The 21,299-nt window shown below is 65.9% G+C and carries 22 protein-coding genes; 4 read left to right on the top strand and 18 right to left on the bottom strand.

Annotated features, from left to right (window positions below; translation table 11 throughout):
* Positions 1-68 precede the first annotated feature (68 nt).
* The 6 genes from JQ603_RS25820 to JQ603_RS25795 all read right to left on the bottom strand — a co-directional run bounded on the left by JQ603_RS25820 (position 69) and on the right by JQ603_RS25795 (position 6,707).
* Positions 69-1,040, bottom strand: coding sequence for an ABC transporter ATP-binding protein (locus JQ603_RS25820; RefSeq protein WP_212343495.1), 972 nt, complete (start codon positions 1,038-1,040; stop codon positions 69-71).
* Complete coding sequence (locus JQ603_RS25815; protein WP_212343494.1) at positions 1,037-2,029, bottom strand: ABC transporter ATP-binding protein; 993 nt, start codon at positions 2,027-2,029, stop codon at positions 1,037-1,039. The genes JQ603_RS25820 and JQ603_RS25815 overlap by 4 nt, the downstream gene beginning before the upstream one ends.
* The gene (locus JQ603_RS25810; protein ID WP_212343493.1) at positions 2,026-2,898 is read right to left on the bottom strand and encodes an ABC transporter permease; all 873 of its coding nucleotides are present in this window, start codon (positions 2,896-2,898) and stop codon (positions 2,026-2,028) included. The genes JQ603_RS25815 and JQ603_RS25810 overlap by 4 nt, the downstream gene beginning before the upstream one ends.
* Positions 2,885-3,835: an ABC transporter permease gene (locus JQ603_RS25805; protein WP_212343492.1), complete on the bottom strand. Its 951-nt coding sequence runs from the start codon at positions 3,833-3,835 to the stop codon at positions 2,885-2,887. Before JQ603_RS25805 ends, JQ603_RS25810 begins: the two co-directional genes overlap by 14 nt.
* Before the next feature lie 7 nt (positions 3,836-3,842).
* Positions 3,843-5,378 carry an ABC transporter substrate-binding protein gene (locus tag JQ603_RS25800; protein WP_212343491.1) on the bottom strand — a complete coding sequence of 512 codons (1,536 nt, stop codon included), beginning with the start codon at positions 5,376-5,378 and terminating at the stop codon, positions 3,843-3,845.
* A gap of 132 nt (positions 5,379-5,510) precedes the next feature.
* The gene (locus tag JQ603_RS25795; protein WP_212343490.1) at positions 5,511-6,707 is read right to left on the bottom strand and encodes a CaiB/BaiF CoA transferase family protein; all 1,197 of its coding nucleotides are present in this window, start codon (positions 6,705-6,707) and stop codon (positions 5,511-5,513) included.
* Between the two features lie 197 nt (positions 6,708-6,904).
* On the opposite strand from JQ603_RS25795, the gene glgA reads away from it, so the two are divergent.
* Complete coding sequence (glgA, locus tag JQ603_RS25790; RefSeq protein ID WP_212343489.1) at positions 6,905-8,320, top strand: glycogen synthase GlgA; 1,416 nt, start codon at positions 6,905-6,907, stop codon at positions 8,318-8,320.
* A gap of 245 nt (positions 8,321-8,565) precedes the next feature.
* Here glgA and JQ603_RS25785 read toward each other — a convergent pair whose 3' ends face one another.
* Together JQ603_RS25785 and JQ603_RS25780 are read right to left on the bottom strand one after the other, a co-directional pair.
* Positions 8,566-9,546 carry an oxygenase MpaB family protein gene (locus JQ603_RS25785; RefSeq protein WP_212343488.1) on the bottom strand — a complete coding sequence of 327 codons (981 nt, stop codon included), beginning with the start codon at positions 9,544-9,546 and terminating at the stop codon, positions 8,566-8,568.
* A 92-nt stretch (positions 9,547-9,638) separates the two neighbouring features.
* The gene (locus JQ603_RS25780; protein ID WP_212343487.1) at positions 9,639-10,787 is read right to left on the bottom strand and encodes a patatin-like phospholipase family protein; all 1,149 of its coding nucleotides are present in this window, start codon (positions 10,785-10,787) and stop codon (positions 9,639-9,641) included.
* Positions 10,788-10,984: 197 nt separating this feature from the next.
* On the opposite strand from JQ603_RS25780, the gene JQ603_RS25775 reads away from it, so the two are divergent.
* The gene (locus JQ603_RS25775) at positions 10,985-11,872 is read left to right on the top strand and encodes a LysR family transcriptional regulator (RefSeq protein WP_212343486.1); all 888 of its coding nucleotides are present in this window, start codon (positions 10,985-10,987) and stop codon (positions 11,870-11,872) included.
* Between the two features lie 70 nt (positions 11,873-11,942).
* Here the strand turns inward: JQ603_RS25775 and JQ603_RS25770 are convergent, their stop codons facing one another.
* The 3 genes from JQ603_RS25770 to JQ603_RS25760 all read right to left on the bottom strand — a co-directional run bounded on the left by JQ603_RS25770 (position 11,943) and on the right by JQ603_RS25760 (position 13,249).
* Entirely contained in the window at positions 11,943-12,659 is a 717-nt protein-coding gene (locus JQ603_RS25770; protein WP_212343485.1) for a peroxiredoxin-like family protein, read from the bottom strand.
* 82 nt (positions 12,660-12,741) lie between these two features.
* Entirely contained in the window at positions 12,742-13,026 is a 285-nt protein-coding gene (locus JQ603_RS25765; protein ID WP_212343484.1) for a hypothetical protein, read from the bottom strand.
* A 49-nt stretch (positions 13,027-13,075) separates the two neighbouring features.
* Positions 13,076-13,249: a hypothetical protein gene (locus tag JQ603_RS25760; protein ID WP_212343483.1), complete on the bottom strand. Its 174-nt coding sequence runs from the start codon at positions 13,247-13,249 to the stop codon at positions 13,076-13,078.
* 15 nt (positions 13,250-13,264) lie between these two features.
* On the opposite strand from JQ603_RS25760, the gene JQ603_RS25755 reads away from it, so the two are divergent.
* Positions 13,265-13,747 carry a cupin domain-containing protein gene (locus tag JQ603_RS25755; protein WP_212343482.1) on the top strand — a complete coding sequence of 161 codons (483 nt, stop codon included), beginning with the start codon at positions 13,265-13,267 and terminating at the stop codon, positions 13,745-13,747.
* Positions 13,748-13,850: 103 nt separating this feature from the next.
* Positions 13,851-15,053, top strand: coding sequence for an MFS transporter (locus JQ603_RS25750; protein WP_212343481.1), 1,203 nt, complete (start codon positions 13,851-13,853; stop codon positions 15,051-15,053).
* Here JQ603_RS25750 and ccoS read toward each other — a convergent pair.
* The 7 genes from ccoS to ccoO all read right to left on the bottom strand — a co-directional run bounded on the left by ccoS (position 15,050) and on the right by ccoO (position 21,291).
* Positions 15,050-15,217 carry a cbb3-type cytochrome oxidase assembly protein CcoS gene (gene ccoS / locus JQ603_RS25745; RefSeq protein WP_092024590.1) on the bottom strand — a complete coding sequence of 56 codons (168 nt, stop codon included), beginning with the start codon at positions 15,215-15,217 and terminating at the stop codon, positions 15,050-15,052. The two genes, JQ603_RS25750 and ccoS, sit on opposite strands and share 4 nt — an antisense overlap.
* Positions 15,217-17,406 (bottom strand): cation-translocating P-type ATPase, encoded by a 2,190-nt coding sequence (locus JQ603_RS25740; protein ID WP_212343480.1) that lies wholly within the window; start codon positions 17,404-17,406, stop codon positions 15,217-15,219. Before JQ603_RS25740 ends, ccoS begins: the two co-directional genes overlap by 1 nt.
* 11 nt (positions 17,407-17,417) lie before the next feature.
* Positions 17,418-17,903 (bottom strand): FixH family protein, encoded by a 486-nt coding sequence (locus JQ603_RS25735; RefSeq protein WP_212343479.1) that lies wholly within the window; start codon positions 17,901-17,903, stop codon positions 17,418-17,420.
* 15 nt (positions 17,904-17,918) lie between these two features.
* Positions 17,919-19,385, bottom strand: coding sequence for a cytochrome c oxidase accessory protein CcoG (ccoG, locus tag JQ603_RS25730; RefSeq protein WP_212343478.1), 1,467 nt, complete (start codon positions 19,383-19,385; stop codon positions 17,919-17,921).
* A gap of 111 nt (positions 19,386-19,496) precedes the next feature.
* Positions 19,497-20,372 (bottom strand): cytochrome-c oxidase, cbb3-type subunit III, encoded by an 876-nt coding sequence (gene ccoP, locus JQ603_RS25725; protein ID WP_212343477.1) that lies wholly within the window; start codon positions 20,370-20,372, stop codon positions 19,497-19,499.
* Positions 20,373-20,378: 6 nt separating this feature from the next.
* On the bottom strand, positions 20,379-20,543 hold the full coding sequence (locus JQ603_RS25720) for a cbb3-type cytochrome c oxidase subunit 3 (RefSeq protein ID WP_212343476.1): 165 nt from the start codon (positions 20,541-20,543) through the stop codon (positions 20,379-20,381).
* A gap of 13 nt (positions 20,544-20,556) precedes the next feature.
* On the bottom strand, positions 20,557-21,291 hold the full coding sequence (ccoO, locus tag JQ603_RS25715; protein ID WP_212343475.1) for a cytochrome-c oxidase, cbb3-type subunit II: 735 nt from the start codon (positions 21,289-21,291) through the stop codon (positions 20,557-20,559).
* Between the last annotated feature and the right edge of the window lie 8 nt (positions 21,292-21,299).

Genomic DNA, 21,299 nt, shown 5'->3' with positions numbered 1-21,299 from the left:
CCCGGCATGCTTGTCGTTCTCGGCCTCACCATGCCATGGCCGGCGAGGTCAGACAAACCGGTCTTAGTTCAGGCCAGCGGATGGTGGCAAGCGGCGAACTGGCCGGGTGCGACTTCGCGCAACTCCGGTATCTCCGCGCTGCATCGCTGATCGGCGCGCGGGCAGCGGGTGCGGAAGCGGCAGCCGGACGGCGGTGCAATCGGCGATGGCGGCTCGCCCGTCGCCACACTCTCCGCGGGACGCACATCCGGATCGGGCACCGGGATCGCCTGCAGCAACAAGCCGGTGTAGGGATGCGCGGGCCGCGCGAACAATTGCTCCGAAGGCCCGACCTCGCAGAGCCGGCCGAGATACATCACTGCGACGCGGTCGCTGACCGCTTTGACCACCGCGAGGTCATGCGCGATGAACAGCAGCGTCAGGCCGAATCGCGCCTTCATCTCCTCCAGCAGGTTGAGGATCTGCGCGCGGATGGAGACGTCGAGCGCCGAGACCGGCTCGTCGCAGACGATGAATTCGGGGTTGAGCACCAGCGACCGCGCGATGCAGATGCGCTGGCACTGGCCGCCGGAGAATTCGTGCGGCAGGCGGTGCACGACGAGATCAGGATCGAGCCCGACCGCAGCGAGCACGTCATGCACGCGCCGCTTGCGCTCGGCGGCATCCTTGACGCCGGCAATGATCAGCGGCTCCGCCACGATATCACCGATGCGCCGGCGCGGATTGAGCGAGGCGATCGGATCCTGGAAGATCAGCTGCACCCGCCGGCGCATTTTTCGTAGCGCCTCGCCCTCCATTGCGGTGAGGTCCTCGCCGTCGAACATCACCCGCCCGGATTTGGCTCGGCGCAATTGCAGCACCGCGCGCCCCAGCGTCGACTTGCCGCAGCCGGATTCGCCGACCAGCCCCAGCGTCTCGCCGCGCGCGACCTGAAGGCTGACGCCGGAGACGGCATGCACCGTCTTGTTGCCGAGGCCATACTCGACGACGAGATTGTCGACGTTGAGAAGCGGCTTGTCCCGCACGGCCAGTTGCATCATGCGCCGACCCCTTCAGTCATCTGGATCGGGTGGAAGCACGCATAGAGATGCCCAGGCATCTCCGCGCCCTTCAGCTCGGGCTTGGTTTCGTGACAGCGCCCGGCGGCATATCGGCAGCGCGGCGCAAAGGAGCAGCCGCGAAGCGGCCGGGTCGGATCGGGCGGACGACCGGAGATCGCGGGCAACGGCGTATGCGGCGCGGTCTCCAGCTTCGGGATCGCCGCCAGCAGCGCCTCGGTGTAGGGCATGTGCATGCGCTTGAACAGCGCCTGGGTCGGAGCGCGCTCCACCACCCTGCCCGCATACATCACCGCGACCTCGTCGGCGCGGCCGGCGACGACGCCGAGATCGTGGGTGATGATGATCATCGCCATGTGGCGGCGGCGCTGCTCGCGCGCGAGCAGATCGAGGATCTGCGCCTGGATGGTGACGTCGAGCGCCGTGGTCGGCTCGTCCGCGATCAACAGCTTCGGCTCGCAGGACAGCGCGATCGCGATCGCGATGCGCTGGCGCATGCCGCCGGAGCATTGATGCGGATATTGCGCGAGCCGCTGCTCCGGCGCGGGAATGCCGACGGCCGCCAGCAGCTCGATGCTGCGCGCCTTCGCGGCGGGCGCATCGAGCTCGAGATGTTCCTGGATCGTCTCCATCAACTGGGTGCCGATGGTCAGCACCGGATTGAGCGAGGTCATGGGATCCTGGAACACGACCGCAAGATCGCGCCCGCGCAGCTGGCGCAGGCGCTCGGAATCAAGCCGCACCAGATCCTCGCCGTCGAACATGACGCGGCCCGTCAGCTTCGCCTTCTTCGGCAACAGCTGCAGCACCGCGCGCGACAACATGGTCTTGCCGCAGCCGGATTCGCCGACGATGCCGAGCGTGCGCCCCGCCTCCAGCGACAGGTCGACGTGATCCACGGCGCGCAAGTTTCCGCGCGGGGTCGGCAGCTCGACCGCGACATCCTCGATGGTCAAGAGCGGCGTGCTCATAACGCCCCCTGACGCGGGTCGGTCAGCGCCCTCAAGGTGTCGCCCACGAGGTTGAAGGCTAGCACGGTCAGGAACAGCCCCGCCGCCGGCAGGAAGGCGAGCCGCGGCGCGACGTCGAGACTGTCGCGCCCCTCGCCGATCATGCTGCCCCAGCTCGCCATCGGCGGCGGCACCCCGAGGCCGAGGAAGGACAGCGCGCCCTCGACCACGATGGTGACGGCGACGCCGAGCAGGAAGAAGGCCAGCAGGGGCAGGATCACGTTCGGCAGCAATTCGCGCAGGAGGATGCGCGCATGGCTTGCGCCCAGCGCCTCGGCCGCGATCACGAACTCGCGCCGCGCCAGCGTCAGCGTCGCCGCGCGTGCCACCCGCATGAAGGCGGGAATGCCGAGCACGCCGAGGATCACGGTGAGATTGGGAATGGACTGGCCGAGATAGGCCGTCACCGCGAGCGCGAAGATCAGCGGCGGAAAGGCCAGCAGCACGTCCATGCTGCCGACCACCAGCGTCTCGAAGCGGCCGCGGAAATAGCCGGCGAGCAGGCCGAGCGCGCCACCGAACACGAGGCCGATCATCGGCGCGATCAGCCCGACGGTCAGCGAAACGCGCGCGCCAAAGATCAGGCGGGCAAGCTCGTCGCGGCCGAGCCCGTCGGTGCCGAGCCAGTGCTCATTGGAGAACGCGGCGCGGCGCTCCAGCATGTCCATGTCGACAGGGTTCTGCAGCGGCAGTACCGGCGCCAGGATCGCCAGTGTCAGGATGATCGCGAGCCAGCTGCTCGCAACCCAGAACAGGATGCCGAGCTTGCGCCCGCGTCGCACCGGCGCAGATACGGCCTCGTCCTGCATCGACAGCTCAAGCGTGGCCATGGCGGATCCTCGGATCGAGCACGGCGTAGAGCATGTCGACGATGAAATTGACGATGACGAAGCCGCAGGCGACCAGCAGCACCACACCCTGCAGGATGACGAGGTCGCGGGTGTAGATCGCGCCGACCAAGAGACGGCCGATGCCGGGCAGCGCGAAGATCGATTCCACGATCAGCGTGCCGCCGAGCAGGCGACCGATATTGATGCCCGTCACCGTCACCAGTGTCAGCGACGAAGGCTTGAGCGCATGCACGAACAGGATGCGCGCCGGCTTGAGGCCCTTGGCCTTTGCCAGCGCGATATAGTCCTCCTGCAAGGTCGCGATCATGTCGGAGCGCAGCACCCGCATGATTCCAGGCCATTCCGCCAGCGCCAGCGTCAGCGCCGGCAGCACGAAGAAGCGCAAATTGGCCAGCGGCTCCTCGGTGAACGGCACATAGCCGGTCGCCGGCAGCCAGTGCAGCTCGACCGCGAACAGATAGATCAAGAGGATCGCCATCAGGAAGGACGGCATCGACAGCATCGCGAACGCGCTGCCGGTCATGAAGCGGTCGAAGGCGCCGCCGGCGCGCGCGGCGCAGGCGATCGCGACGGGAACGCCGATCAGCAGCCCGATGAACTCGGCCATCAGCATCAGCTGGAGCGAGACCGGAATGCGCTCGGCGACCGCCTGCAGCACGGTCTGACCGGTGCGGAACGAGCGGCCGAGATCGCCCTGCAGCACGTGGCCGAGCCAGCTCAGGTAACGCCACCACAGCGGCTGGTCGAGCCCCATGTCACGGCGCAGCGCCGCGACATTCTCCGGCGTCGCCTGATCGCCGAGGATGACGAAGGCGAGATCGCCCGGCAATAGCGAGGCAATCAGGAAGGTGAGCAGCGAGACGGCAAGCAGAACCGGCAGAATGGCAAGCAGCCGCCGAACGACGAAGTTCAGCATCGCGCTTTCATTCCAGCCAGGTGGTCGAGACGTCGATCACGCCGTTGTAGATCTTTGGAAAGCCCTTCAGCCTGGCGCTCGACAGCGCGTAATAGGTGTTCTGGAAGGTCCAGAACCAGATCGCCTCCTTGTTGATCAGGCGGCTGATGGCGCAATAATCCTCCGTGCGCTGGCCGAGGTCGGCGGTAACGCGCGCGTGGTCCAGCAGCTTGTCGAGTTCGGGATTTGACAAGCCGGAGAGCGCGAGCGGGCTGCCGCTGCGGAAATTCGCGTACATCTGCGGATCGGGATCGGCGAGGTCGACGATGCGCCACGGCGTCAGCTGGAATTGGCGGGTGAAGGCGCGCGACGGAATGGTCGCCTGGTCGACCTGCTCGAGCTCCATGTTGGCGCCGACGCGCTTCCAGAACTGCTGCAGCACCTGGCCGATCATGCGGCCGCGCGGCGTCGCGGTCACCATCATCTTGAACTCGACCGGCTTGCCATAATCCTTGAGCAGCGCCTTGGCCTTCTCGACGTCGAACGGCAGCGCGCCGTCGTCCTTGCACTTGACCCAGGAGCCGTCGCCGTAAGGGTTGGTCGCGGGCCGGCTCAGGCCGTTGCTGATCGCCTGCGACATCTTCGGACGGTCGATCGCCATCACCAGCGCCTGGCGGACGCGGACGTCGTCGAACGGCGCCACCTTGGTGTTGAAGGCGTAGACCTGCGCGCCCGAGCCCTTGTAGGTGTGCACGGTGAGCTTGGGGTCCTTCTGCGCCTTCATGATGTTGTCGGCGTCGTTCTCGTCGTCCCAGATGATGTCGGCCTCGCCCGATTGCAGCGAGGCGAAGCGCGACTGCGCGTCGGGCAGCGGCTTCAGGATGATGCGATCGAGATAGGGACGGCCCTTGTCCCAGTAGTTGGGATTCTTCTCCAGCACCATGCGGTCGCCGGCGGTCCATGATTTCAGGACGTAGGGACCGGTGCCGACGGGATTGCGATTGTAGTCGTCACCCTTGGTCTTCCAGGCCGTCGGCGAATGCACCGCATTGTTCTGGCTCTGGATGGTGATCACCGCCGGCAGGTTCACGGAAGGGTCGGTGAGCTTGTAGACGACGGTGTATTCGTCCGGCGCCAGCACCTCCTTCACGTTGGTGATGTAGAAGGCGCAGCGACACTTGTTGGCGGGATCCTTCTGCCGGTCGAAGTTCTCCTTGAAGGCTTGCGCGTTGAACGGCGTGCCGTCGTGGAATTTCACGCCCTCGCGCAGCTTGAAGGTCCAGGTCATGTAGTCGTCGGAATGCGTCCACGACACCGCGAGCTTTGGCGCGGCCTCGCCCTTGTCGTCGAGCGTGGTCAGCGTGTCGAAGATCGCGGCGGCCGCGGTGAAGGTCGAGGTGTCGTAGACGCCGACCTTGAGCGGATCGAAGCCGGGAATGTCGAGCTCCTGGCCGACGGTGATGCTGCCGCCCGATTTTTGTGCCTGCGCAGGCGAGACAAGCGCAAATGCCGCAACAAGGAAAATCGGCGCATGCTTGCGCGCCGCGGCAGCAATCTTCGTCATGGTTCCTCCCGGGATCCTCGTCCGATGTTTCGGATCGTTGAATGACTCGGAAAGCGAGCTTGGCGACAAATGCTCGCCACGGCAAGAGGAACACACGAGAGATCAAACGCCGCATGCGCGGCGTCATGTTGCTCAGGATGTCGCGGCTGTTTTGCCTGACGGAATTGGAGCATCGCTCGCAAGGCCGATCTCCTCGCGCAACGCATCCGTATGCGCGCCGAGCGCGGACACCGTCCTAGCCGGCGTCGTGTCGGCCCCCGACATCCGGAACGGCAGGTTGAGCACCCTAAACGAGCCGCCCTCGTCCCGCACCTCGGAGAGCGCCTGGCGATGCGCAAGCTGCGGATCGGCCAATGCCTCGGACACGGTGCGATAGGCCGAGGCCGGGACGCCGGCAGCGCCAAGCGCGAGGAGGCATGCATCGGTTGAAAGCTGCCGCGACCAGACCTCGACGCCGTCCATCAACGCCGCCCAGTTCTCGCGGCGCGGGGCGTAGGTGGCAAAGCGTGGATCGGAGACCCATTCGGGGCGGCCGATCACCCCCATCAGGGCCTGGAAGGTCTTCTCACTGGCGACGGTGATCATGACATAGCCGCTGGCTGTCTCGGTCGGCCCGAACATCGGACGCGGCGGCGGCGCCACCGCGAATTGCGAGCTCTGCAACTCGGTCAGGGTCAAGCTCAGCATCGATTCCAGCATGGAGACATCGATGTGCTGGCCGAGCCCGGTCACGGTGCGCTGATAGAGCGCGGACGCAATCGCGCCAAAACCGTAGGTGCCGGTGACGACGTCGGCGTGATAGATGCCGCAATAGTCGGGCCTGTGACGGCCGGGCTGGTAGGCGAGATGCGCCATGTCGTAGCCGGAGGCGGCATGGATCACCGGCGCATAGGCCGGCAGCTCGGCCGAGGGGCCGGTCTGGCCGTAGCCGGAGATCGAGCAGTAGATCAGCCTCGGGTTGACTTGGCGCAGCCGGTCGTAGTCGAGCCGCAGCCGGTGCATCACGCCGGGGCGGAAGTTCTCGACCAGGATGTCGGCGGTCGCGGCCAGCCGGCGGACCGCCTCCCTGCCGTCCTCGGACTTGAGGTCGAGCACGATGCTCTTCTTGCCGACATTGAGCTGGCCGAACGCGGTGCTGCAGCCCTTGCGCAGGGGCGGCCGGGTCCGCATCGTCTCCCCGCCGTCGGTCTCGATCTTGATGACCTCGGCGCCCATGTCGGCTAGCATGCGCGCGCAGTGGGGACCGGCGATCGTGGTCGAAAAATCCAGGACCCGCAGGCCCGCGAAAGCCTTTGTCGTCGTCCCCTCGTGCCTGTCTGTTAGCTGCATGCGTGCCGCGTCTCCCTGAGGCTCCCGTTAGGAACCATGGATGTTCTCTCTTGTTGCTGCGGCGACCCTAGAGGGCGGCGGCTGAGTAGGAAAGTCTTTACCGAACAGATGCGTCTTGCGGGGGACTTGAGAATTTCCGGGGCAACTGGACCCGTTCTTGCATAGCAGCAAACGGGATCGGATGAGGGCAGCAGTTCTTGAGGGTCTTGTTCGTTACGACAGAGATGGACGACTTCGTCCGCGTCGGCGGACTCGGAGCCGTTTCCGCCGCCCTCCCCCGAGCGCTACGCCCCTTCGCCGATATCCGGATCATGCTGCCCGGCTATCGCGACATCATCGAGCAACTCACGCATATCCAGATCGTCGGCCGCTGCCCGCAATTCGCGGACATGCCGGCCTGCTCGCTCGGTCGTGCCGCGACCAGAGACGGCCTGCCGGTCTATGTGCTGTTGTGCTCGCAGCTCTACGATCGGCCCGGCAATCCCTATGGCGACGAGTCCGGGCGCGACTGGCCCGACAACGACATCCGCTTCGCGCGTTTCGCCTCGGCAGCCGCTGAGCTTGCCATGGGCAAGCTGGACAAGAATTGGGCAGCAGACCTGGTCCATGCAAATGATTGGCAGGCCTCGCTGGTGCCGGCCTATCTCGCCTGGCGCGGCGCCAGGTTGCCGTCGATCCTGACCATCCACAACCTCGCCTATCAGGGCCTCTTCCCGAAGGAGGCACTGCGGCGGATCGGCGCACCGGAGAGCTCCTTCCACATCGACGGCGTCGAGTTCTACGACCAGGTCTCCTTCCTCAAGGCGGGCCTCGTCTACGCCTCGCACCTCACCACGGTCAGCGGCACTTACGCGCGAGAGATCACCACGGCCGAATTCGGCTGCGGGCTCGAGGGCCTGCTCCGCCTGCGCTCGGATGCGGCCGAGCTCACCGGCATCCTCAACGGAATCGACGAGAGCTGGGACCCGCGTTACTGCGCGCAGCTCGCCCAGCAGTTCGGCGCCGGCGACTGGGTCGGCAAGAAGGCCAATGCGGATTACGTGCGCAAGCAGTTCGGGCTTGCGGTGTCGCGCGGACCGATGTTCGGCATCGTCGCCCGCCTCGTGCACCAGAAGGGCATCGACCTCGTGCTGGCGGCGGCCGACGAGATCATCGATGCCGGCGGGCAGATCGTGGTCACCGGCTCCGGTGAGCCGGCGCTCGAGCAGGCGTTGATCAACGCGCATCGCCGCCGTCCCGACGCCATCGGGGTCGCGATCGGCTTCAACGACGCCCAGGCGCGGCGCATCTTTGCCGGCAGCGACTTCACCCTGATGCCATCGCGGTTCGAGCCCTGCGGCCTCAGCCAGATGTACGCCCAGCGCTTCGGTTCATTGCCGATCGGCCACCAGACCGGCGGGCTCGCCGAGACCATCAGCGACGGCGAGACCGGCTTCCTGTTCTCGAAGCCCTCGCACGAATCCTTCCTCGGCGGCGTCCGCCGCGCCTTCTCGGCGTTCATGGCGCAGGACCAGCTCGACACCATGCGCCGCAGCGCCATGGGCCGGTCGTTCTCCTGGAGCATCTCGGCCGGCAGCTACAGCGCGCTGTACCGGAAGCTGGCGTCGGTGTGAGGCTGCGTACTCCGTCATTGCGAGCGCAGCGAAGCAATCCAGAGTCTTTCCGCGGAGGGATTCTGGATTGCTTCGCTGCGCTCGCAATGACGATGAGGAGAGCAGCGCGCGCCCATCCATCACCGTCACCCTGAGGTGGCCGCTTCTTCAGCGGCCCTCGAAGGGCGACGGCCCGGCTGCAGCAGCGGGGTCGTGCATCCTTCGAGGCTCCCGGCGCGATGCGTCTGCATCGCGCCACTCGCACCTCAGGATGACGGGGCGGATGATGGACCACCCGACCTCCCGCTGCGCACATCCATCTGCGGCCGGCCGATCCAGGCGCGGTTGAGACAGCGGGTCATCCAGTCGGGCTGCAACTCGCCCCGCAGCCGTGCCTGTGCTTCCTGATAGGGGCCGACATAGCGCAGCCTGTCAGGCAGCTTCGGATAGACGCGCCTGATCCAGCGCAGTGCATTGTCGGCAGATCGGATCTCGCGCTCGTCGAGCTCAAAACCAAAACCGGCACGCAAGTGCTCCGGCAACATCCTGGCCGTGAGCGCGCGATACCAGCGCGGCGGCCGCAGCCACGGACGCGCGCCCGTAAAAATCTGCGTTGCGATCTCGCGTGCCGCGGCGCTGACCGTCAGCGTGTCCGATTGCGTCATCGCCGCGGTGTATGCGGCGAAGCCGGCCCAGTCCGCAGGCAGGTCGTCCGCCGTCAGTCCGAACAGCGCACCGAACGTCCGGCTCTCGGCCCAGTAACGCTCGCGCTCCTCCGCCGAGAGCGGTGGCAGAACGAGGTCGTGCGCCATCAGCGCGGTGTCGACCAGCGTGGCGTGAACCCAGCGCAGCGATGGAATGTCGTTGGCGCAATAGCGCGAGCCGGCCGCGAACGGACCGACCGCCTCGGGCATCTCGCCGACGATCATGCTGTGGCGCCGGTGCAGCTGCCGCGACGACAGCATGGCACGATCGAGCGAGCCGAACACCATGGCGAAGACGATGTCGAAGGTGCGATGGAAGCGGCCGATCGGATCTGCGAATGTTTTCGAATGCTCGGCGATGGCGGCGGCGACCCAGGGATGGGCGAGTTGCAGCAGCAGCGCGCGACCGGCGCCGAGGAAGTTCACGGCCTCCCGGTCGATCTGCCAGGTCACCGTGTCAGGACCGAACACGCCGGCAACCGGGCCCGCCGCGTCAGCGCGGACCTTGTCGAGTGCCGCTTCCAGATCTTTCTCAACGACCACTTGCGAGTCTCGCGACGAAGACGCCGCGATAATAGCCCAGACCGGGCGCCCTTGACATGGTCACCGCCCGAAACAAACAACGGACGAGGCCCTCACTCCGCCGCAATCGGCATCTCGTCCGTATGCTCATGCAGCACCACGCCGGCGAGCGGATCGAACTCGCCGATCCAGGGCCTGCGCGCCAGCACCGATCGCGTGTGAGCGTAGCCGGCGTGCCAGCGCCGCGTGATCCCCGACGGACTGAAGTCGATATCCTTGGTATGGGTCTCGTGCTCGAGCTGCGGCGCCAGCAGCCGCACCACATGCATGCGGGTCGAGCAGCCGTAGCTCATCAGCTCCCTCACCGCGGGATCATTCAGCTCGCCCTCGGGCAGCCGCGCCGCGAGCTGGTTGATGACATGGCGCAGGCGATGGGCCTGCTGCTGTCGCACGATCTGGCTGGCGATCCGGCTGGAATATTGCACGTCCTTGTGCCGGTTCATCACCTCCGCCATGGTGGCCGGCTCCGGCCCGACGGGATTCCACAGATGAACGGAAAAGATCAGCGAATCCCTGCGTGGATTGTCGTCGAACACCGCTTCGGTCGGCGTGTTCGACAGGATGCCGCCGTCCCAATAGAGCTCGCCGTCGATGCGCACCGCTGGGAAAGCCGGTGGCAGCGCGCCCGAGGCCATGATGTGCTTGACCGTCAGCTCGCCGTCGCGGCTGTCGAAATAGCGCATCTCGCTGGTGCCGACATGAGCCGCACCGACCGTCAGGCGCGGCGCGCGGCGATTGGCCAGATCGAAATCGACCAGCTCGCGCAGCGTCTTCTCCAGCGGCGCCGTCGAATAGAAGCCGGCGTGATCGGCACCCAGCGGATATGAATCGCCGGCATGCGCCAGCGGATTGGGCCGGAAGAATCCTGGAATACCGTGGGTGACCGTCGACCAATAGGCCAGCTTCTCGTTGAAGCCGGGAAACGCGGCGCGCCAGTCCCAGACCGGCTGCTGCTCCATCCGCTTCCAGAACTCCCTCAGGCGCGCCAGCCGGTGCTCCCTTGCGTTGCCCGCAATCAGGCTCGCATTGATGGCGCCGATCGACGTGCCGATGATCCAGTCCGGCTCGATGCCGGCCTCGTGGAGCGCCTGGTAGACGCCCGCCTGGTACGAGCCGAGCGCGCCGCCGCCCTGCAGCACGAGAACGACCTGCCCCGGCAGGTCCAGACCTTTACGCTGCAAATTGTCCTGCATGCCGTTCATGTCTCGCTCCTGTCGAGCCTATGCTTATCATTCGTCAGGCGTAAGGCTATTGTTACGTCCTGCCGTTCTCGGCGATTGTCGGGCCTTTTGGAAATGCCGGCTGGCTTCCATAACCATACGCATGCGCTATCGGGCCCGGGATGTCATTCTCCGTCCGGATCGGCTAGATTCCACTCGATCCTGCTGGGAGCCGATCCATGGAAATGCATCAGGTCCGCTATTTCCTCGCGGTGGCGCAGCTGTTGAATTTTACGCGCGCCGCCGAGGAATGCAACGTGACGCAGCCCTCGCTGACGCGCGCGATCAAGCAGCTCGAGGCCGAGCTCGGCGGCGACCTGTTCCGCCGCGAACGGCCCGCGGCGCAACTGACCGAGCTCGGCCAGCGTATGCATCCACTGCTGAAGCAGTGTTACGACGCCGCCAGCGGCGCGCGCTCGCTCGCCTCCTCGTTCAAGAGCGGCGAGATCGGCGCGCTGCGCATTGCGCTGACGCATTCGATCGACCTGGCATTGCTCATCCCACACCTGAACGCGATCAGACGCCAGTTCAACCGGCTTGAATTCCGCTTCCTGCGCGGGACCAGCCGCGAAGTCGGCGAATTCCTGAAGAAGGGCGAGGCCGAGCTCGGCATCGCCGCCGAGATCGACGAGGCCTGGGAGCGGCTCGACGTGTGGCCGCTGTTCACGGAAGGCTTCGATCTCGTCGTCAGCAGGGAGCACCGGCTCGCCGGGCGCGATACGATCGAGCCGGATGATTTGCGCGCAGAGCAATTGCTCGGCCGGAATTACTGCGAGCATTCCAGGCGTATCTCCGCGAGCCTGCGCGAGCACGGCATCGACGTCGATCACGGCCACGAGATCTCGAGCGAACGCGATTTGATCGAGCTGGTCGAGGCCGATATCGGCATCGCCATGATGCCCCACACCTCGCCGGTGCCGGACAGCCTGAAGCGCGCCGCCGTCACCGGCCTCGACGCCCGCCGCACCGTCAGCCTCTACGGCGTCGCCGGCCGGCAGCGCACGGCCGTCGCCAATACAGTGATGCGGATGCTGCGCGGCGCGGACTGGCGGGAGATTGCGGGGTAGCTGCGAGATCGATTGCCGCTGCTCTTCCTTCTCTCGCAAGGAGAGAATGGAAGAGAGCGCATAGCGAAGCTCAATTCTCCCGGCTCGCGCGCTCCAGCGCCGCGATCAGGTCATCGATCTCCATGCGCTTGCGGAAATCCGGATCGACGAAGCGAGCCTTCACCAGTCCGTCACGGCCGACGACGAACACCGCGGGGATCGGCAACATCCAGCCGTCATTGCCATGAAACTTCGCCATGTCCTGATAGGACAGCAGGCCCTGGATCTCGGTGCCGAGCCAGATCGCGAGGTTGAGCGACAGCGCATAGCCGTTGTCGAGATCGGTCAGGATCGGAAACGGCGCGCCGGAGTCGGCCTTGACCTGCCGAGTGTATTCCTGCGTCTCCGGCATGATCGCGACGATCCGCGCGCCCATCGCCTCGATGCGATCCAGCGCCTGCACCACGGCGCGGACATTGAGCCGGCAATAGGGACACCAGTGGCCGCGGAAGAACATCACCGCGACCGGGCCTCGCTGCAGCAGCGCAGGCAGCGCGACGAGCGCTCCACTTTCATCCGGCAACATGAACGGCGGCATCGCATCGCCCGGACGCGGCGCGGTCTCGCCACCGCCGTTGCCGTTCAATCGCACCACCAGGCGATCAACCGCCTCGCCATAGGCCGGAAACACCTTACGGCTGGCATCGGCATAGGCCCGGAGCTGCTCGTTCAGCGTTCCCTCCATGTCGCGGCAGCGCTGGAAGGCAAGCCTGAGCTGCTCGGCGTCGGCTGCTGAGAGAGAGGACATCTTCCGCTCCGGCGTTTGAGGGACGAATACTAGTTTCCCGATCCGGCCGCCCGCAAGGGGCGGCCGTTGCGCGAGTGGCGCTTCAATTCACGTAGAAATTGCCGGTGGGATCGAGCCGCCCCGACGTGGAGTACAGCGTGCCGTTGTCCATGAAGAAGACGGTGTCGGCGGGCACCTTCTTGGCGTTCTTCATCATGGCCTCGTGGTTCTTCTCGGCCGGGGCCATGGCCATCGCCGACATCTTGCCGGGCCCGCCATAGACGTAGGCCATGCCGGCCTTCAAATCCCAGGCCGCCTCCGAGAAGGCCGACGTGGCGATCACCGCGAAGGCGGCGGAAAAGATCAGGGTTTTTGACACTTTCGTCATGAGATGCTCCTCCGGATTGACGTGAAACGCCCGCCAATCGGGCGCCCGGTCATCGGACGCCAAATCCCCCGGAAGCGGAAATGCCGTTGCCCAATCGGTTCGATAGCCGCCGCGCATCAAGATAGCGCAGGGCTATCGCATCGAAAGCAAGCCGGCATTTCAACATCGGCACGGTCTCGACGAAGCTCCTGCCATAGCCGGCGACCAGCGAGGTTGCGGCCAACAGAGGAGACTTCCCATGTTCAAGCAGCACATGTTGTCGCGCCTGATCTGGTCTGGCGCAGCCGTTCTCGGTGCACTGACAGTTGCGGCGCAGCCGGCGCTCGCGGGCGAATGTCCGGCCGGCAAGATCAAGCCGAACGCGCAGCAGATGGTCGACCACAAGCCGGTCGGCGTCACCGACGTCACGCTCGGCGCGATCGACCTCGGCAAGCAGCCCGCCCATATCGAGGGCCGCGAGCTGCGCTTCCGCAAGCTGACCATCGAACCCGGCGGCATCGTGCCCTGGCACAGCCATGACGACCGCCCTGCACTGATCTTCGTGCAGCAGGGCAAAATCGTCGAATACGCCTCCAACTGCGTCGATCCGATCGTGCACAAGGCCGGCGACATCCGCCCCGAAGTCTACGGCACCTCGCATTGGTGGAAGAACCTCGGCAAGGAGACCGTCATTCTCTATGTCGGCGACGTCCGCAAGGATCCCAACGACCATCACATGTAACGAACGCACCCAGCCCCAGCGCACTCGTTACCGGATGTGGTGCCCGGGATCCCCCATGCCATCCGCATGCCGGGCGCCGCATTCCTCACAGGACAGTCACGCCATGACCGATCTTTCCGCTCCCATCAAACCGGCCGCGATGACGATGGACGCGCACTCGCCGGGTCTCGCGTTGCGCTCTCTCGTGATCGGCCTCACCGCCTTCCTGACCGTGGTCGACCTCTTCGCGACGCAGGCGATCCTGCCTTCGCTGACACGGCATTACGGCGTCACCCCCGCCGCGATGGGCTTTGCCGTCAACGCCAGCACCTTCGGCATGGCGACAGCCAGCCTCGTCGTCGGCTTCTTCAGCCCGCACATCGACCGGCGGACCGGCATCCTGCTCAGCCTGGCGCTACTGGCGATCCCCACCAGCCTGCTGGCCTCCGCGCCTAATCTTGCCGTCTTCACTGCCTTGCGGGTCGCGCAGGGCCTTTGCATGGCCTCCGCCTTCGCGCTCACCCTCGCTTATCTCGGCGAGCAATGCAGCGCCACGGACGCCGGCAGCGCGTTTGCCGCCTACATTACCGGCAATGTCGCCAGCAACCTCATCGGCCGGCTGATCTCGGCGGCGGTCGCCGATGGCCTCGGCCTCGCCTGGAATTTCTATCTGTTCGCAGCGCTCAATCTGACCGGCGCAGTGCTGGTCTATTTCACGATTCGACGCGTGCAGCCGATGCAGGCGATGGTGCCGGCGTCTTCGCCGCTCGACGCCACCATCGCGCATTGGCGCAATCCGCGCCTGCGTGCGGCTTTCGGCATCGGCTTCTGCATCCTGTTCGCCTTCATCGGCACCTTTACGTTCGTCAATTTCGTGCTGGTGCGGCCGCCGCTGTCGCTGGGCATGATGGATCTCGGCCTCGTCTATTTCGTCTTCCTGCCGTCGATCGCCACGACGCTTCTGGCCGGCAAGGTCGCCGCGCGGTTCGGAACGCGCTCCACGATCTGGTCATCGCTCGCGCTCGCCGGGCTGGGCCTGCCCTTGATGCTGGCGCCGCACCTGGGCGAAGTGCTCGCCGGCATGGTCCTGGTCGGCGTCGGCACATTCTTCGCACAGGCCGCCGCAACTGGCTTCGTCGGACAGGCGGCAAGCGACAACCGCGGCATCGCCAGCGGGACCTATCTTGCCTGCTACTTCTGCGGCGGGCTGGTCGGCACGGCCGTGCTCGGGCGATTGTTCGACAATTTCGGCTGGCACGCCTGCGTCGCGGGTGTCGGCGTCGCACTTGCCGCAGCGGCCCTTCTCACGTTCAGCCTGAAGCGCTAGCGCTTCACTGGCGCTTCCTGCGGCGGCTCGTCGTCGGCGATGGCGCGCCAGGCGGCGCCCTCGAGATCGTCGTACTGGCCGCTTCGGAGCGACCAGAGGAAGGCGACGAGACCGGCGCCACCGAGCATCAAGGCGAGCGGCACCAGGATGACCAGGATCTCCATCACACGATCTCCCGCGAGGCGCTGCGTGCACGCAGCGAATTCAGCATGACCAGGATCGACGATCCGCTCATGGCCGCCGCTGCAATCAGGGGCGTCACCACGCCGCTGATCGCAACCGGCACCGCGAGCACATTATAGCCGATCGCGAGCCAGAGGTTCTGCCGCATCAGATGCAGCGCCTTGCGCGACGCGTCGATGGCGGCGACCACGGGGGCGAGCGGCCGGCCGAGGAAGACGAGGTCGGCGGTCGCCTGGCTGAGATGCGCGGCCGAGATCGGCGACATCGAGATATGGGCTGCGGCCAGCGAAGGCGCATCGTTCATGCCGTCGCCGACCATCAGCACCTTCATGCCGCGCCGCTTCAGCTCCTCGATCCGCGCGATCTTGTCGGCCGGCGTGACGCCGGCGCGCCACTCGTGAATGGAGAGCGCGTGCGCCGCCGCCGTCACCGCCGGCTCGCGATCGCCGGAGAGGATCTCGATGCCGATGTTGCGGGCCTTCAGCGCCGCGATCACGGCCTGTGCGTCCGGGCGCAGGCCCTGGCGCACCGTAAGGATAAATTTTTCAGTCCCCTTGCTGAAGGCCACGATGGAGGCTTCAGGGTCGAGAGTAACGCTTCCGGCCTGCGCCTCGGCGCCGCAAAAGGACGGACGCCCCAAGCGGATCTCGACTCCGTCGACCACGGCACGCACGCCCTGCCCGGCTTCCTCGACCGCACCGACGATGGGCGATCTGGCACCGGCAGCCTGCGCCACCGCGGCGGCCACCGGATGATGGCTCGACAGCGCAAGGCGCCCGGCGAGCTCGAAGATGTCGGCGGGGATATCGGCCGCGTTCATCACTTCGAGATCGGGCAGCGTCAACGTGCCGGTCTTGTCGAAGATGACATGATCGGCTTCCGCCAGCCGCTCGATCGCATCGCCCGCATTGAGCAGCACACCCGCCCTGAACATCGCGCCCGAAGCCACCGTCTGCACCGTCGGGATCGCGAGCCCGAGCGCGCAGGGACAGGTGATGATCAGGACGGCAACGCCGGTCACGATCGCATCATGCCAGCTTGCCCCCGCGATGACCCAGCCGAGAATGGTCAGCAGTGCTGTGGCATGCACCACCGGCGCGTACAGGCGCGAGGCACGGTCGGCGAGCCGCATGTAGCGTGAGCGCGCCTGCAGCGCGTTATCCAATAGCCGCGTGATCTCGGCGAGCAGCGTCGCCTCGGAGGCCGCCGAAACCCGCACCCGCAGCGTGCCGGAGATGTTCATCGATCCCGCATAGACCGGCGTGCCCTGCCCGGCCGTGACATAGAGCGTCTCGCCGGTGATCAGGCTCTGGTCGATCTCGGAACGGCCCTCGATCACGGTGCCGTCGACCGCACAGCGCTCGCCGGGCCGCAGCAGCACGATGTCGCCGGGATGGATCGCCGCCACCGGCACCTGCGAGATCTCGTCGGGTCCGACGAACTTGGCCGCGGTCTCCGCCTTGAGCGCGGCGAGATTGCCGGCGACCGCGCGGGTCCGCCGCCGCATGTTCTGGTCGAGGAAGCGACCAACCAGCAGGAAGGTCAGCAGCATGATCGCCGCGTCGAAATAGGCGTGCTCGGCGTGGTGGATGGTCTCGACCACAGACATGCCGAGCGCCAGGATCACGCCGATCGAGATCGGCACGTCCATGTTGGTGGTCTTCGCCGACAGCGCGCGCCAGGCCGACCGGAAGAACGGCTGGCCGGCATAGGCCGCCGCCGGCAGCGCGATCAGCGCCGACAGCCAGTGGAAGAAATCGCGCTGCTCCGGCAGCATGTCCGAGACGTTGCCGGACCACACCGGAATCGACAGCATCATCACGTTCATGGTGGCGAATGCCGCGACCCCGAGGCAGCGCAGCAGGAAGCGGGATTCGGCGACCTCCGCCACTTCCGCGCTCTCGGTCTCGAACGGATAGGCCTTGTAGCCGAGCTCCTCGAGCCGGTCGATGAAGCGGCCGGGGTCGAGCGTGCCCGCCTTCCATTCCAGCGCGACGCGGCGGTCGGTCAGGTTCACGCGCGCCAGCGTGACGTCAGGAATGGCGGACAGGCCGCGCTCGATCTTGGCCATGCAGCCGGCGCAGTGAACGCCTTCGACCGCGAGGTCGATATGCCGGAGGCCCGCGCCCGCGTCGCGAACATAGTGAGAGAAATCGCGCGTGACCTGCATGACGGGATCCTTCAGTTCAGGATCACGCGGTTGCGCGAGACGAACACACGCGCCCCTCGCGTCTCACCCTCGATCACCAGATCCCACTGCCCCGGCGCGACGGACGCGGCATTGCCGCGATAGACGCCGATGCCGGCTTCCGCGAGCTCGATCTGGAGATCGGCGCGCTTATCGGTCGGCCGCTCCAGGCGGCCGCCGAATTTCAATCCGGGGATCGGCTGACCGCTGGCGTCGCGTGCCTCGACCTGGATCGCGGCGCCACCGTCGGTGCGGCGCTCGATATGCGCACTGACCTGCCATTTGCGCGCGGCCTGGTCCTGTGCCGCCGAGATCTCGCGGTCATAGGAGAGGCCCGCGGCATAGGGACTGTCGACGTCGGTTCCGGGCAGCGTCGCGATCGCGAGCTTCATCATGGTCACGTTGACGCCGATCACGAGGCCGAAGAAGGCGACCAGCATCAGAAGCACCTTGGTTCCGGTCAGCGGCTTGGATGCCATGGCAGTCTCCTGGTCCTACGGCGCGACGAAATTGTCGGTGGCGGAGGCGACCTCGCCGAGGCCGATATCGGTGACGTGGAAGCGGACCGGGACCGACTTCTCCGGATTGCTGTCCGCCGGCGCCGTGACGAGCAGCCGCAGCTCGCTGGTGGAATCGCGGGGAATCACGACCATCGGTCGGTCCGGCGTCACGGAATCCACGCCGACGACGTGGACCGTCAAATTGGCCGGGCCGTCCGCGTCGATCGCGACGACGCGGTCGTAGCCGCTCTTGTTCAGCAGCCGCACCGTGTAGGCATTACGGATCGAGCCGTCGCTGAGCTTGACCGCGACCGGATTGCGGTCGTGCAGCACGTTGACGTCGAGCAGGCTGCGCGTCGCCAGCGTGTAGATCATGATGCCGCCGACCGCGGCGATGATCGCGCTGTAGACGATGGTGCGGGGCCGCACGATGCGGTAGATCGGCGCCTTGCCTTCCTGGCGGCGATGGATGTTGATGTCGTTGTCGTAGCCGATCAGCCGCTTCGGCCGGCCGATCTTGGCCATCACGTTGTCGCAGGCGTCGATGCAGAGCCCGCACTGGATGCATTCCATCTGCGGCCCGTTGCGGATGTCGATGCCGGTCGGGCAGACCGCGACGCACTGGTAGCAATCGACGCAGTCGCCGACCTGCTGGCCGAGCGCGCGCAGCTCGGCCGCCTTCTTCACCGAGGTGCGCTTCTCGCCGCGGTCGTAGCGGTAGGTGACGTTGAGCGCCCATTCGTCGGTGAGTGCGGCCTGGATGCGCGGCCACGGGCACATATAGGTACAGACCTGCTCGCGCATGAAGCCGGCGAGCAGATAGGTCGTCGCGGTGAGGATGCCGATCCAGATATAGGCGATCATCGGCCCCTGGAAGGTGACGAGCTCCTTCACCAAAGTCGGCGCGTCGTTGAAGTAGAGCACCCAGGCGCCGCCCGTCCACCAGGCGATCAGCAACCAGATCGAATGCTTGAGCACGATCTCGGAGATGCGCTCGAGCTTCATCGGATCGCTCGACGCGTCCTTCTTCATCCGCTCGCGCCGGTCGCCCTCGATCAGACGCTCGACGGCGTAGAACAGGTCGGTCCAGACGGTCTGCGGACAGAGATAGCCGCACCAGATGCGGCCGCCGATGGAGTTCATCAGGAACAGCGCCACGGCGGCGACGATCAACAGACCGGTGAAGTAGTAGACCTCCTGCGGCCACAGCTCGATGAAGAAGAAATAGAAGCGGCTGTTGGGAAGATCGATCAGCACCGCCTGGCTCGGCGCGCCGAGGCCGCGATTCCAGCGCACGAAGGGCAGGAAGTAGTAGACGCCGAGGCAGAACGCCATCAGCCCCCATTTGATCCGGCGGAACGTGCCGGAGACGCTCTGGGGATAGACCTTTTTGCGGGCGGCGTAGAGCGGCCCGTAATTGTCGTCCGATGTGAGCTCGTTCGGGTTCACGGTCTTGTTCATCGCGAAGTTTGTCTCGAAAAGGTGCGATTAAACCTAGACTCGACACCGCCGCATCAGTTGATCCAGCTCAAACGGGGGCGCTTTTGTTCGCCCCCGCCTGCCGCAAATCCGCTATTTTCCGCCGCCCAGCGAGTGGACGTAGACCGCCATGGCCTTGATGGTGGCGGGATCGAGCCGCCCCTCCCAGGCCGGCATCACGCCGGCGCGACCCTGGCTGATGGTCTCGATCAGCGCGGCTTCGTCCGAGCCATAGAGCCAGATCTTGTCGGTCAGGTTCGGCGCGCCGAGCTCATGGTTGCCCTTGCCGCCGTCGCCGTGGCAGGCGACGCAGTTCTCGGCGAAGATCTTCTCGCCCTTGGCCGCATCAAAGCCCTTGCGGGTTGGAAGGCCCGCCAGCGAGCGCACGTAATTGGCGACCGTGACGATCTCGTCGGCCTTCAGCACGCCGTCCTTGCCGAAGGCGAGCATCTGGCCCTCATGCGTCTTGGCATGGCCGGAACGCGCGCCGAACTGGATGGTCTGCATGATCTGGTCGAGCGTGCCGCCCCACAGCCAGTCGTCGTCGTTCAGGTTCGGGTAGCCCTTGGCGCCGGCACCGCCGGAGCCGTGGCACGGCGCGCAATTGTCGCCGAAGACGGTCCTGCCCTTGGCGCGGGCGAGCGCCAGCAAGGCCGGGTCCTTCTCGATGTCGGCGAGCGACGCCGCCGCCAATGCCGCCATCTTCTCGCCGCGCAGCGTCTCGAGATTGGCGAGCTCCACCGCGAGGCTCGCGCGCGTTGAATAGCCCAGCAGCCCGGCGGTGTTGGTGGTGATCAGCGGCCAGGCCGGATAGACGATCCAGTAGCCGATCGCCCAGACGATGGTGAGGTAGAAGGTGATCAACCACCAGCGCGGCAACGGCGTGTTGAGCTCCTTGATGCCGTCCCACTCATGTCCGGTCGTGGACCTGCCCGAAACGGAATCGAATTCGCTATGATGATCGGTCATGATCTCTTACTCCTCCCGCAACGGCAGGTGTGCGGCCTCGTCGAAGGCAGCCTTGTTACGGGGCCAAAAAGCGTAGGCGATGATCGCGAGAAAGATCGCGACGAACACCGGCGTCCAGATCGTGGTCACGAGACTGGACGCGAGATTGTCGAGGGTCAGGATGGCTTTCATCGTTGATGCCTTCTCAGCGAAGATTGGCTTTCTCGTTGTAGATCTTGAAGTCGACCAGCGTGCCGAGCATCTGCAAATACGCGATCAGCGCATCCATCTCGGTCGGCGTTCCGGTCTTGCCGTCGAAATTGCGCACGACGGCCTTGGCGTATCGTTTGCTGAAGGCGTCGCTGCCAGCGTTATCCGGATCGGCCTGGGCTCTTAGATCGGCGCCCGCATTGGCGATCTGGTCGTCGGTGTAGGGCGTGCCGACGGCCTTCAGCGTGCGCATGTGATCGGCAATCGTGTCCGGATCGACCTCGGTCTGGCTGAGGAACGGATAGCCTGGCATCACCGACTGCGGCACGATCGCGCGCGGATTGGTCATATGGGTGACGTGCCAGTCGTCGGAATATTTGGCGCCGACGCGGGCAAGGTCGGGACCGGTGCGCTTGGAGCCCCACTGGAACGGGTGGTCGTACATGCTCTCGGCGGCGAGCGAGAAGTGGCCGTAGCGCTCGACCTCGTCACGCAGCGGCCGGATCATCTGCGAATGGCAGAGATAGCAGCCTTCGCGGACATAGACGTTGCGCCCGGCGAGCTCCAGCGGCGTGTACGGCCTGACCCCGTCGACCGCCTCGATCGTGCTCTTGAGATAGAACAGCGGCGTGATCTCGACGAGACCGCCGATCGCGATCACCAGGAGGATGCCGACGATCAGGACGATCGAGTTCTTTTCGAAGATTTGGTGGCGTGTCCAGAACGACATGGAAAACT

The organism is Bradyrhizobium liaoningense, from assembly GCF_018130825.1.
In the GTDB taxonomy this organism is placed as follows: Bacteria; Pseudomonadota; Alphaproteobacteria; order Rhizobiales; family Xanthobacteraceae; genus Bradyrhizobium; species Bradyrhizobium liaoningense_B.
Note: the sequence above shows the minus strand (reverse complement) of the source record. Positions and strands in the feature narration are given on the sequence as shown.